The 15,078-nt window shown below is 64.2% G+C and carries 18 protein-coding genes; 7 read left to right on the top strand and 11 right to left on the bottom strand.

The genetic code is table 11. The features are described 5' to 3' along the window. The first annotated feature begins 5 nt into the window (after window positions 1-5). Entirely contained in the window at window positions 6-602 is a 597-nt protein-coding gene (locus tag QM672_RS16535; protein ID WP_415083844.1) for a TetR/AcrR family transcriptional regulator, read from the top strand. Between the two features lie 8 nt (window positions 603-610). Here QM672_RS16535 and QM672_RS16530 read toward each other — a convergent pair whose 3' ends face one another. Further along, window positions 611-1,246 (bottom strand): LysE family translocator, encoded by a 636-nt coding sequence (locus tag QM672_RS16530; RefSeq protein ID WP_415083842.1) that lies wholly within the window; start codon window positions 1,244-1,246, stop codon window positions 611-613. A gap of 119 nt (window positions 1,247-1,365) precedes the next feature. On the opposite strand from QM672_RS16530, the gene QM672_RS16525 reads away from it, so the two are divergent. The 3 genes from QM672_RS16525 (at window position 1,366) to alkB (ending at window position 3,670) form a co-directional block, all read left to right on the top strand. Further along, window positions 1,366-2,064, top strand: a complete 699-nt coding sequence (locus QM672_RS16525; protein ID WP_311944356.1) for a YafY family protein — start codon at window positions 1,366-1,368, stop codon at window positions 2,062-2,064. A gap of 87 nt (window positions 2,065-2,151) precedes the next feature. Further along, window positions 2,152-2,946: a DUF72 domain-containing protein gene (locus QM672_RS16520; protein WP_311944355.1), complete on the top strand. Its 795-nt coding sequence runs from the start codon at window positions 2,152-2,154 to the stop codon at window positions 2,944-2,946. A gap of 85 nt (window positions 2,947-3,031) precedes the next feature. After that, a complete protein-coding gene (gene alkB, locus QM672_RS16515) occupies window positions 3,032-3,670 on the top strand; it encodes a DNA oxidative demethylase AlkB (RefSeq protein WP_311944353.1) in 639 nt (212 codons plus the stop codon). A gap of 24 nt (window positions 3,671-3,694) precedes the next feature. On the opposite strand, the gene QM672_RS16510 is transcribed toward alkB, so the two are convergent. Further along, the gene (locus QM672_RS16510; protein ID WP_415083838.1) at window positions 3,695-4,621 is read right to left on the bottom strand and encodes a LysR family transcriptional regulator; all 927 of its coding nucleotides are present in this window, start codon (window positions 4,619-4,621) and stop codon (window positions 3,695-3,697) included. 105 nt (window positions 4,622-4,726) lie between these two features. Between QM672_RS16510 and QM672_RS16505 the strand changes: the two genes are divergently transcribed. Beyond that, window positions 4,727-5,467 carry an SDR family oxidoreductase gene (locus QM672_RS16505; RefSeq protein WP_415083836.1) on the top strand — a complete coding sequence of 247 codons (741 nt, stop codon included), beginning with the start codon at window positions 4,727-4,729 and terminating at the stop codon, window positions 5,465-5,467. Between the two features lie 68 nt (window positions 5,468-5,535). Here the strand turns inward: QM672_RS16505 and QM672_RS16500 are convergent, their stop codons facing one another. The 3 genes from QM672_RS16500 to QM672_RS16490 all read right to left on the bottom strand — a co-directional run bounded on the left by QM672_RS16500 (window position 5,536) and on the right by QM672_RS16490 (window position 8,323). Continuing rightward, entirely contained in the window at window positions 5,536-6,792 is a 1,257-nt protein-coding gene (locus QM672_RS16500) for an RNA polymerase sigma factor (protein ID WP_311944348.1), read from the bottom strand. After that, entirely contained in the window at window positions 6,789-7,178 is a 390-nt protein-coding gene (locus tag QM672_RS16495; RefSeq protein WP_068291451.1) for a YciI family protein, read from the bottom strand. Before QM672_RS16495 ends, QM672_RS16500 begins: the two co-directional genes overlap by 4 nt. A gap of 158 nt (window positions 7,179-7,336) precedes the next feature. Then, on the bottom strand, window positions 7,337-8,323 hold the full coding sequence (locus QM672_RS16490; protein WP_415083833.1) for a LysR family transcriptional regulator: 987 nt from the start codon (window positions 8,321-8,323) through the stop codon (window positions 7,337-7,339). A gap of 191 nt (window positions 8,324-8,514) precedes the next feature. Here QM672_RS16490 and QM672_RS16485 point away from each other — a divergent pair, with 191 nt between their 5' ends. Next, window positions 8,515-9,102, top strand: coding sequence for a L,D-transpeptidase (locus QM672_RS16485; protein ID WP_415083831.1), 588 nt, complete (start codon window positions 8,515-8,517; stop codon window positions 9,100-9,102). 139 nt (window positions 9,103-9,241) lie between these two features. Here the strand turns inward: QM672_RS16485 and QM672_RS16480 are convergent, their stop codons facing one another. Then, on the bottom strand, window positions 9,242-9,898 hold the full coding sequence (locus tag QM672_RS16480) for a TetR family transcriptional regulator (RefSeq protein WP_415083829.1): 657 nt from the start codon (window positions 9,896-9,898) through the stop codon (window positions 9,242-9,244). An 84-nt stretch (window positions 9,899-9,982) separates the two neighbouring features. Then, window positions 9,983-10,495, bottom strand: coding sequence for a DUF1176 domain-containing protein (locus QM672_RS16475; protein ID WP_415083827.1), 513 nt, complete (start codon window positions 10,493-10,495; stop codon window positions 9,983-9,985). A gap of 408 nt (window positions 10,496-10,903) precedes the next feature. On the opposite strand from QM672_RS16475, the gene QM672_RS16470 reads away from it, so the two are divergent. Then, window positions 10,904-11,254 carry a hypothetical protein gene (locus tag QM672_RS16470; protein WP_311942010.1) on the top strand — a complete coding sequence of 117 codons (351 nt, stop codon included), beginning with the start codon at window positions 10,904-10,906 and terminating at the stop codon, window positions 11,252-11,254. A gap of 83 nt (window positions 11,255-11,337) precedes the next feature. Here the strand turns inward: QM672_RS16470 and QM672_RS16465 are convergent, their stop codons facing one another. Genes QM672_RS16465 through QM672_RS16450 form a run of 4 tightly spaced genes read right to left on the bottom strand, consistent with a single transcriptional unit; the run spans window position 11,338 to window position 15,075 of the window. After that, on the bottom strand, window positions 11,338-12,450 hold the full coding sequence (locus QM672_RS16465; protein ID WP_415083825.1) for an ABC transporter ATP-binding protein: 1,113 nt from the start codon (window positions 12,448-12,450) through the stop codon (window positions 11,338-11,340). A gap of 42 nt (window positions 12,451-12,492) precedes the next feature. After that, window positions 12,493-13,317 (bottom strand): sugar phosphate isomerase/epimerase, encoded by an 825-nt coding sequence (locus tag QM672_RS16460; protein WP_311942006.1) that lies wholly within the window; start codon window positions 13,315-13,317, stop codon window positions 12,493-12,495. Between the two features lie 4 nt (window positions 13,318-13,321). Further along, entirely contained in the window at window positions 13,322-14,155 is an 834-nt protein-coding gene (locus tag QM672_RS16455; protein WP_415083823.1) for a carbohydrate ABC transporter permease, read from the bottom strand. Continuing rightward, window positions 14,152-15,075 (bottom strand): carbohydrate ABC transporter permease, encoded by a 924-nt coding sequence (locus tag QM672_RS16450; protein ID WP_415083821.1) that lies wholly within the window; start codon window positions 15,073-15,075, stop codon window positions 14,152-14,154. Before QM672_RS16450 ends, QM672_RS16455 begins: the two co-directional genes overlap by 4 nt. Between the last annotated feature and the right edge of the window lie 3 nt (window positions 15,076-15,078).

Here is a 15,078-nt window from a genome sequence, read left to right as displayed (position 1 = left end):
ATGCCATGGCAAGACCGAGAGAATTCGATCGTGACGAGGCGCTCAAGCGCGCCACCGCCGTGTTCTGGGCCAAGGGCTTCGAGGCGGCATCCACCGACAATCTGCTTGCGGCGATGAAGATTGGTCGCCAGAGCCTCTACGACACGTTCGGCGACAAGCGCCGCCTCTATCTGGAGGCTTTAGGGCGCTATCAGGCGGTCAATCTTGCCAATCAGCTTGCGCAACTCGACGCGGAAGCATCGCCCCTCGCCGGGATCCGCCGGATGCTGCTGGCGGTGGCGGAAGCCGATCCCTCCTTCCGAGCTCTCGGCTGCATGAATGTCGGCGCGATCGTCGAGTTCGGCCGGAACGACGAGGAAATTGCCGGCATGCTCGCCGAGAACGAGGCCGCGCTCGATGCGGCGCTGGAGGGCAGCCTGCGCAAGGCCAGGGCGGCGGCCGAGATCGGTGCGGGCATGGACATCAGGGGCGCTGCACGTTTCATCCAGGCGACATTGCGCGGCCTCAAGGTCAGCGGTAAGGCCGGTGCCGATACACAGAGCCTGCGCCAGAGCGTGGAGTTCGCTCTTGCGGCGCTGACCAAGGACGCGCGCCGAGGCTGAGGCGGCGTTCACAAGCCGGCGAGCCGATGGACGAGGCCGAAGGCGGCAACCCCGACCAGCAGGAGGCCTGCGCTACGCCCGGCCCAGATGCTGAGGGCAGGGCTCGAGGTCAGGGCGTCGCGGCCGCGCGCAGCCATCAGGGCCAGTCCGCCGTAGACGGCAAACTGTACCAGCACCGTCATCAGGCCCATCACCAAAGCCTGGGGCCAGAGCGGCCCGAAGCTCGGGTTGAGGAATTGCGGGTAGACCGCCAGTACGAATAGCCAGGCCTTCGGATTGAGCAGGCATGTCATCAGTCCCTGGCTAAAGATGCGCGCCGGCGCCACAGCGCGGCCGGTTTCGATCTCGCCGACGGTTATCGAGCTGCGCAGCAGCCGGATGCCGATCCAGATCATGTAGGCCGAGCCGACCAGGATCATGGTGGTGGCGAGGGCGGGGACCAGCCGGCTGAGGGCGGCGACGGCGACCGTGCCGAACAAGGTATGGCAGATCCCGCCCGCCATGATGCCCGAGGTCGCGGCAAGGCCCGCGCGCCGGCCGCCCGTCAAGGCATTGGCGAGCACGAAGAGCATATCCATGCCCGGCACGATGATGATGCCGGCGAGCAGGATGAGAAAGAGCCAGAGATTGTCGGTATAGGTCATGTCAGTTGCCAGCCAGGGGCGAGGCCCGTTCGGTGACGTCCTCGCCGCTTTTTCAAAGGGTTGGCTGCCTCTATAGAGAGAGGCAACTGACAGGGATGTGTCAGTTGTGAAGGGGGCTCATGCGCAAGGCGGCACGGTTGTTCGAGATCATTCAGATTCTCAGGCTAGCGCGGAAGCCGGTCACGGCTGCCGCCATCGCCGAGGCCCTGGAGGTCACGATACGTTCGATCTATCGCGACATCGCCGCGCTGCAGGCCATGCGGGTGCCGATCGAGGGAGAGCGCGGCATCGGCTATGTCCTGCGCTCGGGCTTCGACCTGCCGCCCCTGATGTTCTCGATCGAGGAGACGGAGGCGGTGATGCTCGGGCTGGCCCTGATCGAACGTGCCGGCGATCCCGAACTGACACAGGCCTCGCGGCGGGCCGGCGCGAAACTGGCGGGCGCGGTGCCCGAGCCTCTGCGCCAGCTGTTCTCCTCGCGCACGCTGCATGCCTGGGGCGAGATCGCACCGACGCCCGAGCGCATCGATCTCGGCCTGGTGCGCCGGGCCATTCGCGACGAGGAAAAGCTCGCGCTCGATTATCGCGACGAACAGGGGCAGCAGACGCGGCGGACGGTGCGCCCGCTCGCCCTGATCTATTATTCGCAGGCTTTCGTGCTGGTGGCCTGGTGCGAGCTGCGGCAGGCGATCCGTAACTTCCGCGCCGACCGCGCTTTGTCCTGCATGCCGACGGGGCAATACTTCCGCCATGAGGGCGACCGCTTGCGCGAATTGTGGATTTCGGGCTGGCAGATCAACCAGGGACAGTCAGGATAAGAAGCGCTCCCGGGCCAGAGGTTTCGGGTTGCCGGACTCGGCGTACTATGGTCGGTTGGCGACCGAGAACAAAACGGGAGAATTCGCATGACTGGCCAAATCCGCGTCGGCATCGGTGGTTGGACCTTCGAACCGTGGCGCGGCAGCTTCTATCCCGCCAGCCTGGCCCAGAAGCGGGAACTCGAATATGCCAGCCGCCAGGTGACGGCGATCGAGATCAATGGCACCTATTACGGCTCCCAGAAGCCAGAGAGTTTCGCCAAATGGCATGCGGAGACGCCGGATGACTTCATCTTCGCGATGAAGGCGAACCGTTTTGCCACCAACAAGAAAGTGCTGTCCGACGCCGGAAAGTCGATCGACATGTTCATCGGCAGCGGCATCGTCGAATTGAAGAAGAAGCTCGGGCCGATCAACTGGCAGTTCATGCCCACCAAGAAGTTCGATCCGGCCGATTTCGAAGGCTTCCTCAAGCTCCTGCCCAAGAGCCATGAAGGTCATGCGTTGCGCCATGTCGTCGAGGTCCGCCACGACAGCTTCAAGGTGCCTGAGTTCATCGAGCTGGTGCGTGCCTACGATGTCGGCATCGTCCTGACCGACAAGGCGGATTTCCCGCATATCCACGACGTCACGGCTCCCTTTGTCTACGCGCGCCTACAAGCGGCGAAGGAGGAGGAGGATCTCGGTTATTCCGCTGCTGCGCTGGACAAATGGGCGGAGCGCTCCAAGGCCTGGGCCAAAGGTGGCGAGCCTGCCGACCTCGACAAGACATCGGACAAGAAACCCTCCCAGGCGGCCAGTCGGGACGTCTTCGTCTTCATGATCAACGGCTTCAAGCCCAAGGCACCCACCGCGGCGAGGGCGCTGATCGAGCGCTTGTAAGCGCCGTCATCGCAGAACGGGGCAGGGATCGACAGCGCTGCCGTTGGGTCACACAGGCGCCCAGATTATGGGCCAGAACAGGCAGATGATGGATCTGTTCAGCTTCGACCAGCCCAGTCGCCTCGACATTGCCGAGGGCGCCGTGCTGCTCGTCGGTCGTGCCCTCGTCGGCGAGGAAGCCCTGCTTGCCGCTCTCGATACCGTGGTGGCCGGCGCTCCTTTCCGCCATATGGTTACGCCTGGCGGTTTCACCATGTCGGTGGCCATGACCAATTGCGGTCGGGCCGGCTGGGTAACCGACAGGCGTGGCTATCGCTACACGGCGGAAGACCCCGAGACGGGCCAGCCCTGGCCGGAGATGCCAGGAGCCTTTGCAGCCCTCGCGCGCGAAGCGGCGACCGAGGCGGGATTTCCCGGCTTCGAGCCGGATGCCTGCCTGATCAACCGCTATGAGCCCGGCGCCAAGATGTCGTTGCATCAGGACAAGGACGAGCGTGATTTCAGCAAGCCCATCGTCTCGGTCTCGCTCGGCCTGCCCGCCATTTTTCAGTTCGGCGGTCTGTCGCGCAGCGACAGACCGAGCAAGGTGCCGCTCCAGCATGGCGACGTGATGGTATGGGGTGGCCCTTCGCGCCTGGCCTATCACGGCATCTTGCCGTTGAAGGAGGGGCAGCATCCTCGCCTCGGTCGCAATCGCATCAATCTGACCTTCCGCAAGACCTGACGGACGACGATTGGCTTGTCCGTGTCACGCCGGGCCTGGTGATCGGGAAATCACTCCGTCATCGGCCCAGCCGGCGAAGCTCTTGGCCACCCAGTCGATGAAGACGCGAACCCGCGGCGAGAGCTGGCGGCTCTGCGGATAGAGCAGGGAGACGGGCGTTGGCGTCGGCGGATGCGCCGGCAATATTTCGATCAGTCGGCCGTCGGCGAAATAGGGCAGGAGATGGTAGCGCGGCACCTGAATGAGCCCCAGCCCGGCCAATGCGCCTCCGAACAGGGCCTCCGATCCCGTGACCGTCAGCGCGGTGGGCAGGCTGACATGGCGCAGGGCGCCGTCCACCTGAAATTCGAGCGGCATGACGCTGCCCGTCGCCGAAGAAACGAAGCCGACCATGCGGTGGCCTTCGAGGTCGCCCGGTGTTGTCGGCATGCCATGGCGCGCGAGATAGGCCGGGCTTGCGCAGGTCGCCTCGGCGAGCAAGGCGACCCGGCGGGCTACCATCGAACTGTCCTGGAGATCGCCGGCCCGGATCACGCAATCGATGCCTTCGCGCACGAGATCGACCAGGCGGTCCCCCTCGCCGATATGAAGCTGCAGGCCCGGATAGCGTTCCAGGAAATCGGTGAGGCCAGGCAGCAGGAAATGCCGGGCGAGCGTGCCATGCACGTCGATGCGCAGCAATCCGCGGGGCTTGGTGTCACCAAAGGCCGCTTCGGCGTCCTCGATGTCGGCCAGGATGGCAAGGCAGCGATGATAGTAAGCCTCGCCATCCAGCGTCGGGCTGACGACGCGGGTGGTACGCTGGAGCAGGCGGACGCCAAGGCGCGCCTCCAAGTGGCGGATTGCTTCGGTCACGGTGGAGCGGGGCAGACCCAGATCTTGTGCCGCCTGGGTGAAGCTGCGGCGCTCGACGATGCGGGTGAAGAGCCGGATGGCGTCGAAACGGTCCATTGTTCGTAGAACCCGAATAGTCATATCAATTCTTGCATGATTATCCGAAGTGACAGAAGGAGGATAGTGCTCTCCAGTGATCAACCTCACCTCAAGGAGAGAAAAATGACTGTGAATGGCAGCAAAGTCGCCCTCGTCACCGGCGCCTCGCGCGGCATCGGCGCCGCCATCGCCCGGCGCCTGGCGCATGACGGCTTCTCGGTCGTCGTCAACTATGCCGGCAATACCGAGCGCGCCGAGGCCCTGGTGCGGGAGATCGAGAGCGCAGGAGGGCGCGCGCTGGCCTTGCAGGCCGACGTGAGCGATCCCGCGGCCGTGGCCGCGATGTTCGAGGCGGCGCAGGCGGAATTTGGCGGCGTGGACATCCTGGTCAACAATGCCGGCATCATCGCCCTGTCCCCGCTCGCCGAGACGGACGATGACGGTTTCGATCGGCTGGTGGCCGTCAATCTCAAGGGCAGCTTCAACACCATGCGCGAGGCGGCGCGGCGGTTGCGTACGGGCGGACGCGTCATCAACTTCTCGTCGAGCGTCGTTGGCCTGCGCCAGCCGAGCTACGGCATCTATGCCGCGACCAAGGCCGGCATCGAGGCCTTGACTAGCGTGCTGGCCAAGGAACTGCGTGGTCGCGCGATCACGGTCAACGCCATCGCACCGGGCCCGACGGCAACCGATCTCTTCCTCACCGGCAAATCGGCGGAATTGATCGAGCACTATACCCGCATGGCGCCACTCGAGCGGCTCGGCACGCCGGAGGACATCGCCGCTGCGGTCGCCTTCCTGGCCAGCCCGGACGGCGGCTGGATTAACGGGCAGACCCTGAGGGCCAATGGCGGACTGATCTGAGGCGGCAACTGTGGAGGCGAGGCGCCTTTGAGGGTGACTGTTTTCGCGTTCCAGTCGCTCCTATGGCGTCACCCCCGCACAGCATTGTCCTTCATCAGCCTGTCCAGATGCTGGCGGATATGGTTGGCCTCGGCCGCCGTGGAAGCGAGAGCAATGGCCTGGTCGAAGGCTTGATGCGCCTCCTTGCTCCGGCCAAGCTTCAGCAGCAGGCCGCCCTTGAGGCCGTGGAAATAGAAATAGCCGGACAGACGGGCTTCCAGGGGCTCGATCATGGCGAGCGCGGCTTCGGGGCCCTGCGTCTTCGAAACGGCCACGGCCCGATTGAGCGTGACCACGGGCGAGGGCTGGATCTCTTCCAGTAGCGCATAGAGGAAATCGATCTGGCGCCAATTGGTATCCTCGGGCGTCGCTGCCCTGGCGTGCACCGCGGCGAGGGCGGCCTGGAGCTGATAGCTGCCGGGGCTGCCATGGCGGGTGGCCTTGTCGATCAGGGCGAGGCCTTCGGCTATCATCTGGCTGTTCCACAAGCGCCGGTCCTGGTCCTCCAGGAGCACGATCTGGCGCTCCGCGTCGAAACGGGCCGGTGAACGGGCATGCTGGAGCAGCATCAGAGCGGCCAGCCCCATGATCTCGGGTTCGGTCTGGAACAGGCGCAGCAGCAGGCGGGCGAGGCGAATGGCCTCGTCGCAGAGCTGGGCTCGGCTGCCGTCGTCCTCGGCGCCCGCCGAATAGCCTTCGTTGAAGATCAGATAGATCATGGCGGCCACGGCACCGAGCCGTTCCGAACGCTCCACCGCGCCCGGTGCCTCGAAGGGCACGTCGGCGCTGGCGATACGCGCCTTGGCCCGGGTGATGCGCTGTTCCATCGCCGCTTCCCCGACAAGGAAGGCGCGGGCGATCTGCCTGACGCTGAGCCCGCAGACGATGCGCAGGGCAAGGGCGATCTGCTGGGTGCCGGGAAGATCCGGATGGCAGCAGATGAAGAGCAGGCGCAGGATGTCGTCGCGATAGTGCTGGCCGTCTAGGCGTTCGGCGAGCTCGGTTTCCGCATCGCCGAGATCGGAAATCTGGTCCTCGTCCGGCAGGGCTTCCTGCTTCTTCTCGCGGCGCTTGGCGTCGATGCCGGAATTGCGGCCGGCAAAGATCAGCCAGGCGGTGGGATCGCGCGGCGGACCGTTCTTCGGCCAGCTCTTCAGCGCGCGCAGGCAGGCTTCCTGATAGGCTTCCTCAGCGGTATCGAGGTCACGGAAATAGCGCAGAAGCGCTCCCATGGCCTGCGGGCGGGCGGAGGCGAGCGCGCTGTTGATCCAGGCCGCATCCGTCATGTTGCGTGCGCCTTCTGTCCGAGCACCCCGGGCTGGAAGATCGAAAGCGGACGGATCTCGTAGGAGCCGATGCTGGGATTGGCCTTGGCGAGATCGCGGGCGATATCGAGCGCTTCCTCGAGATTTTCGCAGTCGACCACATAGAAGCCGAGCAATTGTTCCTTGGTCTCGGCGAAGGGACCGTCGATCACCAGGGGATCGCCGCCGGTCTTGCGCAGGGTGGTGGCGGCGGTGGTCGGCAGCAGCCGCACCACCGGGCCAAGCTTGCCCGCCGCTGCGACCTTTTCATGGACCTTCTGCAGGCGAGCCATCACGGCGTCGTCCTCTTCCTTGGTCCAGGCACCGACGACGTCTTCGTAATTGTAGCAAAGGATCGTGTATCGCATTGTCTGCTTCCTCTTGAGCCAAGGACGAACGAACCAAGAGGTACCCGACATGAGGGGGCGGAACAATTCATGTTCTTTTGGCGCCTGCGGTCGGAGAGGTCCGACGGCTGCTGCGCAAACACACCGATGACAATCAAGTCGTATCTAGCAAGTCGTATCTAGATTGTCGTCTCTATGCCGCAGGGAGCCGGGATCGTATCGCCGGGATCGGGAGAGAGCCGGAATGCATCGTTTTCTGTCGAGTCGATGCCGTCGATCTTGCGCAGCGCTGCAATGGTGAAGTCGGTGAAGGCACGCACCACCGGGCGCATATAGCGAACCGAGGGGAAGGCCAGGAAGGCTTCCGTCGGACGGACGACGTAGTCGGGCAGGATTCGGACCAAGCGTCCTTCGGCAAGCTCGCGATTCACCAGCAATTGCTGGACCGGCCCCGCCGCGTGCCCTTGCAGGAGCGTGGCGCTGATGACTTCGGCGTCATTGGTTCTGAGGATGGGTTGGGCGGGCAGGTCGAGTGTTTCGCCGCTGCGATGCTGCAATGCCAGAGTGTCGCGTGGAGAAAGCAGCCTGGCACTGCTGACGATGTCGATTTCCGATAGTCGCTTCGGCGTGTCGATCGGCCCGAACCGGGCGAGGAAGCTCGGTGCCGCCACCAGGATACGCCGGATCAAGCCGAGACGGCGAATGATGAGTTCCTGGCCGGCAGGGCGTCCATACCTCACCGCCAGGTCGAAGTTCTCATAGACAAGGTCGATATCACGGTTCTCCAGGATGAGATCGACCGTAACGGCGGGATGGCGCTGCTGGAATGCCATGACGATTGGATGCAGGTGCCTGACGCCGATGCAGGAGGGCGCATGCAGCCGGAGCGGGCCTTCGATGGTCCCCATGTCATGCCGGACGCCTTCCAGAGCCGCGTCGATGGTGGCGAGAGCGCCTCGGCTCGCTTCATAAAGGGCCCGTCCCTGTGGTGTCGGGCGTACGATGCGTGAGGACCGTTCCAACAGCCTGGCGCCGACATGCCGTTCGAGATTGCGCAGATGTTTGGTGACGGCGGGCTGGGAGACGGCAAGATCACGCGCTGCCGCCGTTACCGAAGCACGCTCGACGGTACGGACGAAAGCGCGCAGGGCGATTGCGATGTCCATTCATGCCTCATGGTTATGATTGTCATAGCATCATAACATATGGACGTCGAAGTCGTCATCGGGCTCAATCGCCTCAGTGCCGTGTCAGCGGCGTTGCGGAAGGCGTGATGATGATAAGCAGGCGTAGTTTTGTGATTGGTTTGCCTTTCTTGGCAGCTGGATGTGCGCAGGACCGCAAACCCGAGCTCAGCATGCCGGAGGTGGCGGTCGACCCGGAACAAGCCCTGCTCTACGGAGCCATCAAGTCCGAACCCTTCGCCGTACCTGCCGTGGATCTGCGACGCGTGAAGCCGCAATATCTGCGCCGGGAGGTTGCCTATCCGACTCAGGAGCAACCCGGCACGATCGTGGTCGATCCGGCCGAGCGTCATGCCTATCTCGTGCTGGAGGGTGGTAGAGCCCTGCGCTACGGCGTCGGTGTCGGCAAGGAGGAGGCATTCAATTTCCAAGGCCGTGCAACCATCGCCCGCAAGGCCACATGGCCACGTTGGACGCCGACGGCCAACATGATCCGGCGCCAGCCCGAGCGCTATGCCAAATATGCCGCCGGCTTGCCGGGCGGATCCGGCAATCCTCTCGGCCCGCGTGCGCTCTATCTGTACAAGGACGGGCGCGACACCCTGTACCGGCTTCACGGCACCATCGAGCCCTGGACGATCGGCACCATGGTGTCGTCGGGCTGCGTGCGCCTGCTCAATCAGGACATCATCGACCTTCATCGGCGCGTGCCGGTCGGGACAGCCGTGGTCGTGCTTCCGTCCGGTGCCTCAACGGCTTAGGACTATGGTTGCGTTTTTCATTCGAAAGGAATTTGGAGTGTCGGCCTCACAGCTCCATCAAATGATGTAGCTGTGAGGCCGACACTCCGCACATCCTGCACTTCCTAATACAAACGCAACTGTCGTGTTCGAGCTCGCCTCAAAATCCCAGGCTGAGCTGCTGGGGCTTGTCGGTCTTCTTGCCCGGCTTGTCGTCGACCAGGGGCTTGAGCATCTGAGCCAGCCGCTTGGCCAGCGCCGACGGGTCGGCCTCGGCGAGGGAGGAGCTGGCGATCACGTCGCGCATCAGGGCGACGCCGGCGATCAGGGCGAGGAACAGGGCGGCGCGTTCCGGCTGATCCTTGCCGGGCAGGCCGGCGGCAAGCGGGCGTTCGAGTTGCGCCGCGACGGTTTCGCGCAGGATTTCGGCGGCCCTGGGATGGGAGGCCGAGTGCAGCATCAGCCGGAAGGGATCGACGCCGGTGCTCTCGCCGGGAGAGCTGGCCACCATCGCCTGCGCCACCCGGTCGGCAAGGGAGGCGGCGTCGCCTTCGAACAAGCTGGCATCGGCGCAGGCGATCTTGGCCGCCTCGGCGAACATTTCTTCCTTCGAACCGAAATAGCGATTGACCAGGATGGCGGTGACGCCGGCTTCTCCCGCGATTTCGCGCAGGCCGACGCCGTCATAGCCCGCGCGCGAAAAGGCGATCAGGGCCGATTGCAGAATGGCCTCGCGCGTCGCCGCGGCATTGCGTGGGCGCTTGGCCTTGGGCGCGGGGCTCGATTGGGAGGGATGGAGTGCTTTCTTCCTGGCCATGCCCGCGCCTGCAATGATTTCGGGGCCGCAGGAGTATACGTGCGTAGAGGCAGGCGCAAGGCTCCCCCTCCTGCGATCCACCGTTCATATTGCAGGCTTGGCGGGTGGGGAGGTTTGCCCCAGCCGATCGTCCATGTAGAGCCAGGCGGCAACGGCGCCGGCCAGCGAGACATTCACCGCGAGGCTGCCGTCCGCTGCCTGCAATTGCAGGGAATGGTGTTGCCGCAGGGTCTGGGGCAGAGATGACCTTGCATCGAGGACGAGAGTAGCCTCGGCCAGCCCGCCTTCTTCTTCGGGAGCCGAGAAGGTGATCGGGTCTGCGAGGGCCCCGACGGGCTTGCCATCCGCCAGAAGGACATGAGGCCGGCCGGCAAGGGCACCGGTCGGATCGGCCACCGCGAAGCGAACCTCCGTTGGTGCCGAGATGTGGCGGCGGATGCTGACATAGCCTTTCGCATCCGGGTCGCCTGCGGCCAGGCCGGTGGCCTGGCACTGGTGGTTTGCGTCGCAGCTTACCTGCCAGTCCTTGAAGGTCTCGGCCGTGGCCGAACCGGCGAGCAAGACGGTCGTGACGAAGGCGATTGAAAGGCGGCGCATGAGAGCTTTTCCGGATGTGTTGGCACTCTCGTGATCATGCCGGTCAAGATCGGCGTCCGGGAACGGCAAGGTCCGGTCATTGTTGGCCTTTTTGAGTGCGGACCCGGCGGTGATGTACGGGTTTTTCCGTTGCAAGGCGACGACTCAAGACGGCAGAATTTCATGCGCGCCTGCCGGCCCGGAAAATGCCCATATGACGGATTTATGCAACTCTGCCCGAATTATGACTTGTTTGCTCAATTTTTACGCGATGAAATCCAGGTAAATGAATAAAATTTAAAAGATGAATCGATTTCTATACCTAGGTTATGACGCGAATGCGCGCTATAGTTTTTGCACTGCCTTGACGGAACCATATGTGCCTCGTCGCGTTCAATCGAGCGGGGCCAGAAACGATAGGGTGGAGCCATGAAAGAAAGCCGTGCCGCCGTCTTCTCGGTCGAGGAACTGGAATTCCTGCGCACGCAGGCCGATGACTATGGCTGGTATGTATGGACGGAAGAGACCCGTCCGATCATCGAAGGCCTTTGTGCCCGCCGGCTGATGGCGGCCAATGGTGATTTCAAGGTGGTGCCCAAGGATGGACAGCACCGGGCCAATCTCGAGGGACATGCGCCTCGGGCGGCGGATGCGATGCTGCGCTACTACGAATTGATCGGCGCCGGGCGCATGGCCTTCCATATGGTGCAGCACCCACGCCCCGCCATGACAGGGGCGCCGCTTACCGAATTGCGTGGCAGCCACGCTTTGCATGGCTGAGCGATAGGACAGGACGCAGGGAGAGGAAGCGGACGTTTTGTACTGTCCGCCGTGGCTTTTTGCGCCTTTGCGGTCCGGGTCTTTCAGGCGGCATTTGCGGCCAGGTGCGGCAGGGCCGTGCCGTCCGGCCCGAAGACGTGGGCTGAGCCGCGGTCGATCCGCAAATTGACCTCGCTATGGGCTCGTACCGGGTTCTTGCCGTCGGTCTGCACCACCAATGTCTGCCCATCCGCGATGGCCGTATGAAACACGGTCAGCCCGCCCAGATGCTCGACGATGCTGGTCGTGCCGGCGATGGCATCGCCTGCGTCGTCGGCTCCGTTCAGGAGCGTGATGTGTTCGGGCCGAATGCCGAAAGTGACATCGGAACCGACTTTCAGGCCACCGGCCGAGACGGGCAGAGTGACGCGTTTGCCTCCCGGCAGGGATAGGCTCAAGCCCCTCGCGTCGATTTCGACGATCCGGGCCGGCAGCGTGTTCATGCGCGGCGAGCCGATGAAGCCGGCCACGAACAGGTTGCGAGGATGGTTGTAGAGCTCGAGCGGTGCTCCGATCTGCTCGATCCGGCCGCCATTGAGCACCACGATCTTGTCCGCCATCGTCATGGCCTCGACCTGGTCGTGGGTGACGTAGATCATCGTCGCCTGGAGCTGTTCGTGCAGGCGCATCAGCTCGATGCGCATCTGCACGCGTAGGGCGGCGTCGAGATTGGAGAGCGGCTCATCGAACAGGAAGACCTTGGGATTGCGCACGATCGCGCGGCCGATGGCGACACGCTGGCGCTGGCCGCCGGAAAGTTCCTTGGGACGACGCTGGAGTAGAGGCCCGAGTTGGAGGGTTTCGGCGGCCGCCTGCACCTTGGCCGCGCGTTCGGCTTTCGGCACACCCTCGATGCGCAGCGCAAAGCCCATATTGTCGGCAATGGTCATGTGCGGATAGAGCGCATAGCTCTGGAACACCATGGCGAGACCGCGCTTGGCCGGCGCGATGTCGTTGGACAGGCGGCCGTCGATGAGCAGGTCGCCGCCGGTGATCTTTTCCAGCCCCGCGATCATGCGCAGCAGGGTCGACTTGCCGCAGCCGGAGGGGCCGACGAAGACCACGAATTCGCGGTCCTCGACCTCGAGGTCGACGCCCTTGATGACCTCGACGGCGCCATAGGATTTGCGCAATCCCTTGAGATTGACGGTGGCCATCTCGGCGTTCTCCTTTACGGGTTCGTGCTGCCGGCGCGCAGTTCAGATGCCGGCGAGGCGCAGTGTTTCGCGATTGGCCCTGACGGCGGCGGCGGGGTCTGCGGCGGCGACGTCGGATTCTTCCTCGAGCACCAGCCAACCGTTGAAGTTCGGCCCGGCGGCCACGATGTCGACCACGCTCCTGAGGTCGCAGACGCCCTGTCCCAGCATGCGCCAATGGCCCTCGGCATCGACATCCTTCAGATGCAGATAGCGGATGCGATCCTGGTAGGTGCGCAACGTGTCGAGGATATCTTGGCCCCCGCGCAGGATATGGCCGGTGTCGGGCACCCAGCCGACCAGGGCCGGGTCCAGAAGGGCCATGATGCGGTCATAGTCGGCCCGTGAGCTCAGGAGCGTGTCGTGATGCGAGCTCGGATGCACGGCGACATCGACGCCGACGATACGGCCGAGTTCGCCGGCACCATTATAGAAACGCCCGGCGACAGCGAATTTGTCGTCGAGGGGGCCGGGGCTCATGATCGTGGCGCTGCCCAGCGACAGGATGGCGCCCGGGAAATGTGCGGTGAAGCGCAAGGCGCGGTCGACCATGGCGAGGTCGGCCTCGACGGCGCCGGCTTCGGTGAAGCCGGAACTGCTGCCGCAGGCAAAGGCGACCAGCGTCAGGCCATGGTCTGCCAATGCCCTGGCAAAGTCCTGCGGGCGGTCGGCATAGGGCGGGATCATGGTGTCGGTGATCTCGATGCCGGCATAGCCTGCCGCTGCGATGGCGGCGATGAGGTCGTCGGCATTACCGGTCCAGGCCTTGCCGAGCATTTCCCAGGTGAAGGTCTGGCAGCCGGCCCTCAGCTTGGCGGTTTCATTCATGATGTCATTCCTTGACGGCGCCTTGAGTCAGGCCCTCGATGATGTGGCGCTGGAAGAACAGCACCAGGGCGATCAGCGGCACCGTCACCACCACCGAGGCGGCGGCCACGTCGCCCCAGGGCACGTAATAGAGGTTGGTGAAATTCGCGATACCGACCGGGATCGTCTGGTGCTCGATGGTCGAGGTGAAGGCGAGGGCGAACATGAATTCGTTCCAGGCCGCGATGAAGGCGAGCAGGCCGGTGGTGACGAGGCCCGGCAGGGACATCGGCAGGATGATGCGGACGAACAGGCCGATGACCCCGACGCCGTCCATGCGTGCGGCTTCGTCGATCTCGCGCGGCAGCGTGTCGAAATAACCGAACAGCACCCAGGTCACCAGCGGCAGCCCGAGCGCTAGATAGACGATGACGAGGCCGCTATAGGTGTCGAGGAAGCCGTAATTGGAGGCGGTGAGGTAGAGCGGGCCGACGATGGCGATCTGCGGGAACATCGAGACCGACAGCACCACCCCGAGGATGCCGAAGCGCCCCTTGATCTCCAGGCGAGACAGCGAGAAGGCGGCCAGTGCCCCGATGGCCAGGCAGAACAAGGTGGTGAGCCCGGCAACGATCACCGAATTCAGCACATAGAGCTGGAATTTCTTGACGAAGAAGACATTGGCATAATGTTCCAGCGTCGCTGGCGAGGGCCAGAAGCTCGGCACCGGATCGGTCAGCGCCTTGTCGAGCTGCAGCGAGGTGGAGAACTGCCACAGGAACGGGCCGGCCGACCAGACGAGAAGCAGGGCTGCGCCGGTGTAGACGATGACGAGGCGCAGGATCTCGCGGACCGTCATCCCTGCCTCCTGAGCTGCGCCACGATGAAGATGCCGAAGCCGATGGCGATCAGCGTCTCGGTGATGAACATCGCAGTGGAGAGCGCCGAGCCATAGCCGAACTGCAGGGTGGAGAAGAGCACCTTGTAGCTCAGGGTCGACAGGGTCTCGGTGGAGTCGGCCGGGCCGCCGCCGGTGAGGACATAGACGAGGTCGAAGATGCGGAAGGCATCGAGGGCCCGGAACATGCCGGCGATCAGCAAGGTCGGCAGCAGCAGGGGCAGACGCACATGCCAGAAGATACGCCAGGCCGAGGCGCCGTCCATCTTGGCGGCCTCGGTCAACGAGCGCGGCACCGTCTGTAGTCCCGCCAGCAGCAGCAAGGCCATGAAGGGCGTGGTCTTCCAGACGTCGGCGATGATGATGGTGTCGAGGGCATGGTCGACCGAGCCGTACCAGTTGATGTTGCCGTCGATCAGCCCGACGGATTTGAGGAGGTAGTTGATCAGCCCGTGCTGCCCATCGAACAGCCAGCCGAACATCTTGGAGGTGACCACGGTGGGCATGGCCCAGGGCACCAGCATGGCGGCGCGCACCAGCGAGCGGCCGACGAAGGGTTCGTAGAGCAGGAGGGCCATGGCGAGGCCGAGCACGGTTTCGAGCGCCGTCGACACCGCCGCGAACAGCACCGTATGTCCCCAGGCGTTCCAGAAGGCGTCGTCGCCCAGCAGCGTACGATAATTGGCCAGGCCGACGAAGGCGTCCTCCTGGGTGACCAGGGAGGTATTGGTCAGCGACAGCCAGACCCCGTTGACGATGGGATAGACCGAGACCGAGCCGAGCGAGATCAGCAGCGGCAGGATCAGCAGCCAGGGCGCCAGGTCCAGGGACCGCAGGCCAGCCCCGAGGGGAGGACTGGCCGCGGAGGCTTCAACGCTCATTGC

It is taken from the genome of Labrys sp. (in: a-proteobacteria) (genome assembly GCF_047605565.1).
In the GTDB taxonomy this organism is placed as follows: domain Bacteria; phylum Pseudomonadota; class Alphaproteobacteria; order Rhizobiales; family Labraceae; genus Labrys; species Labrys neptuniae.
This window is presented reverse-complemented; position numbering and strand designations above follow the sequence as displayed.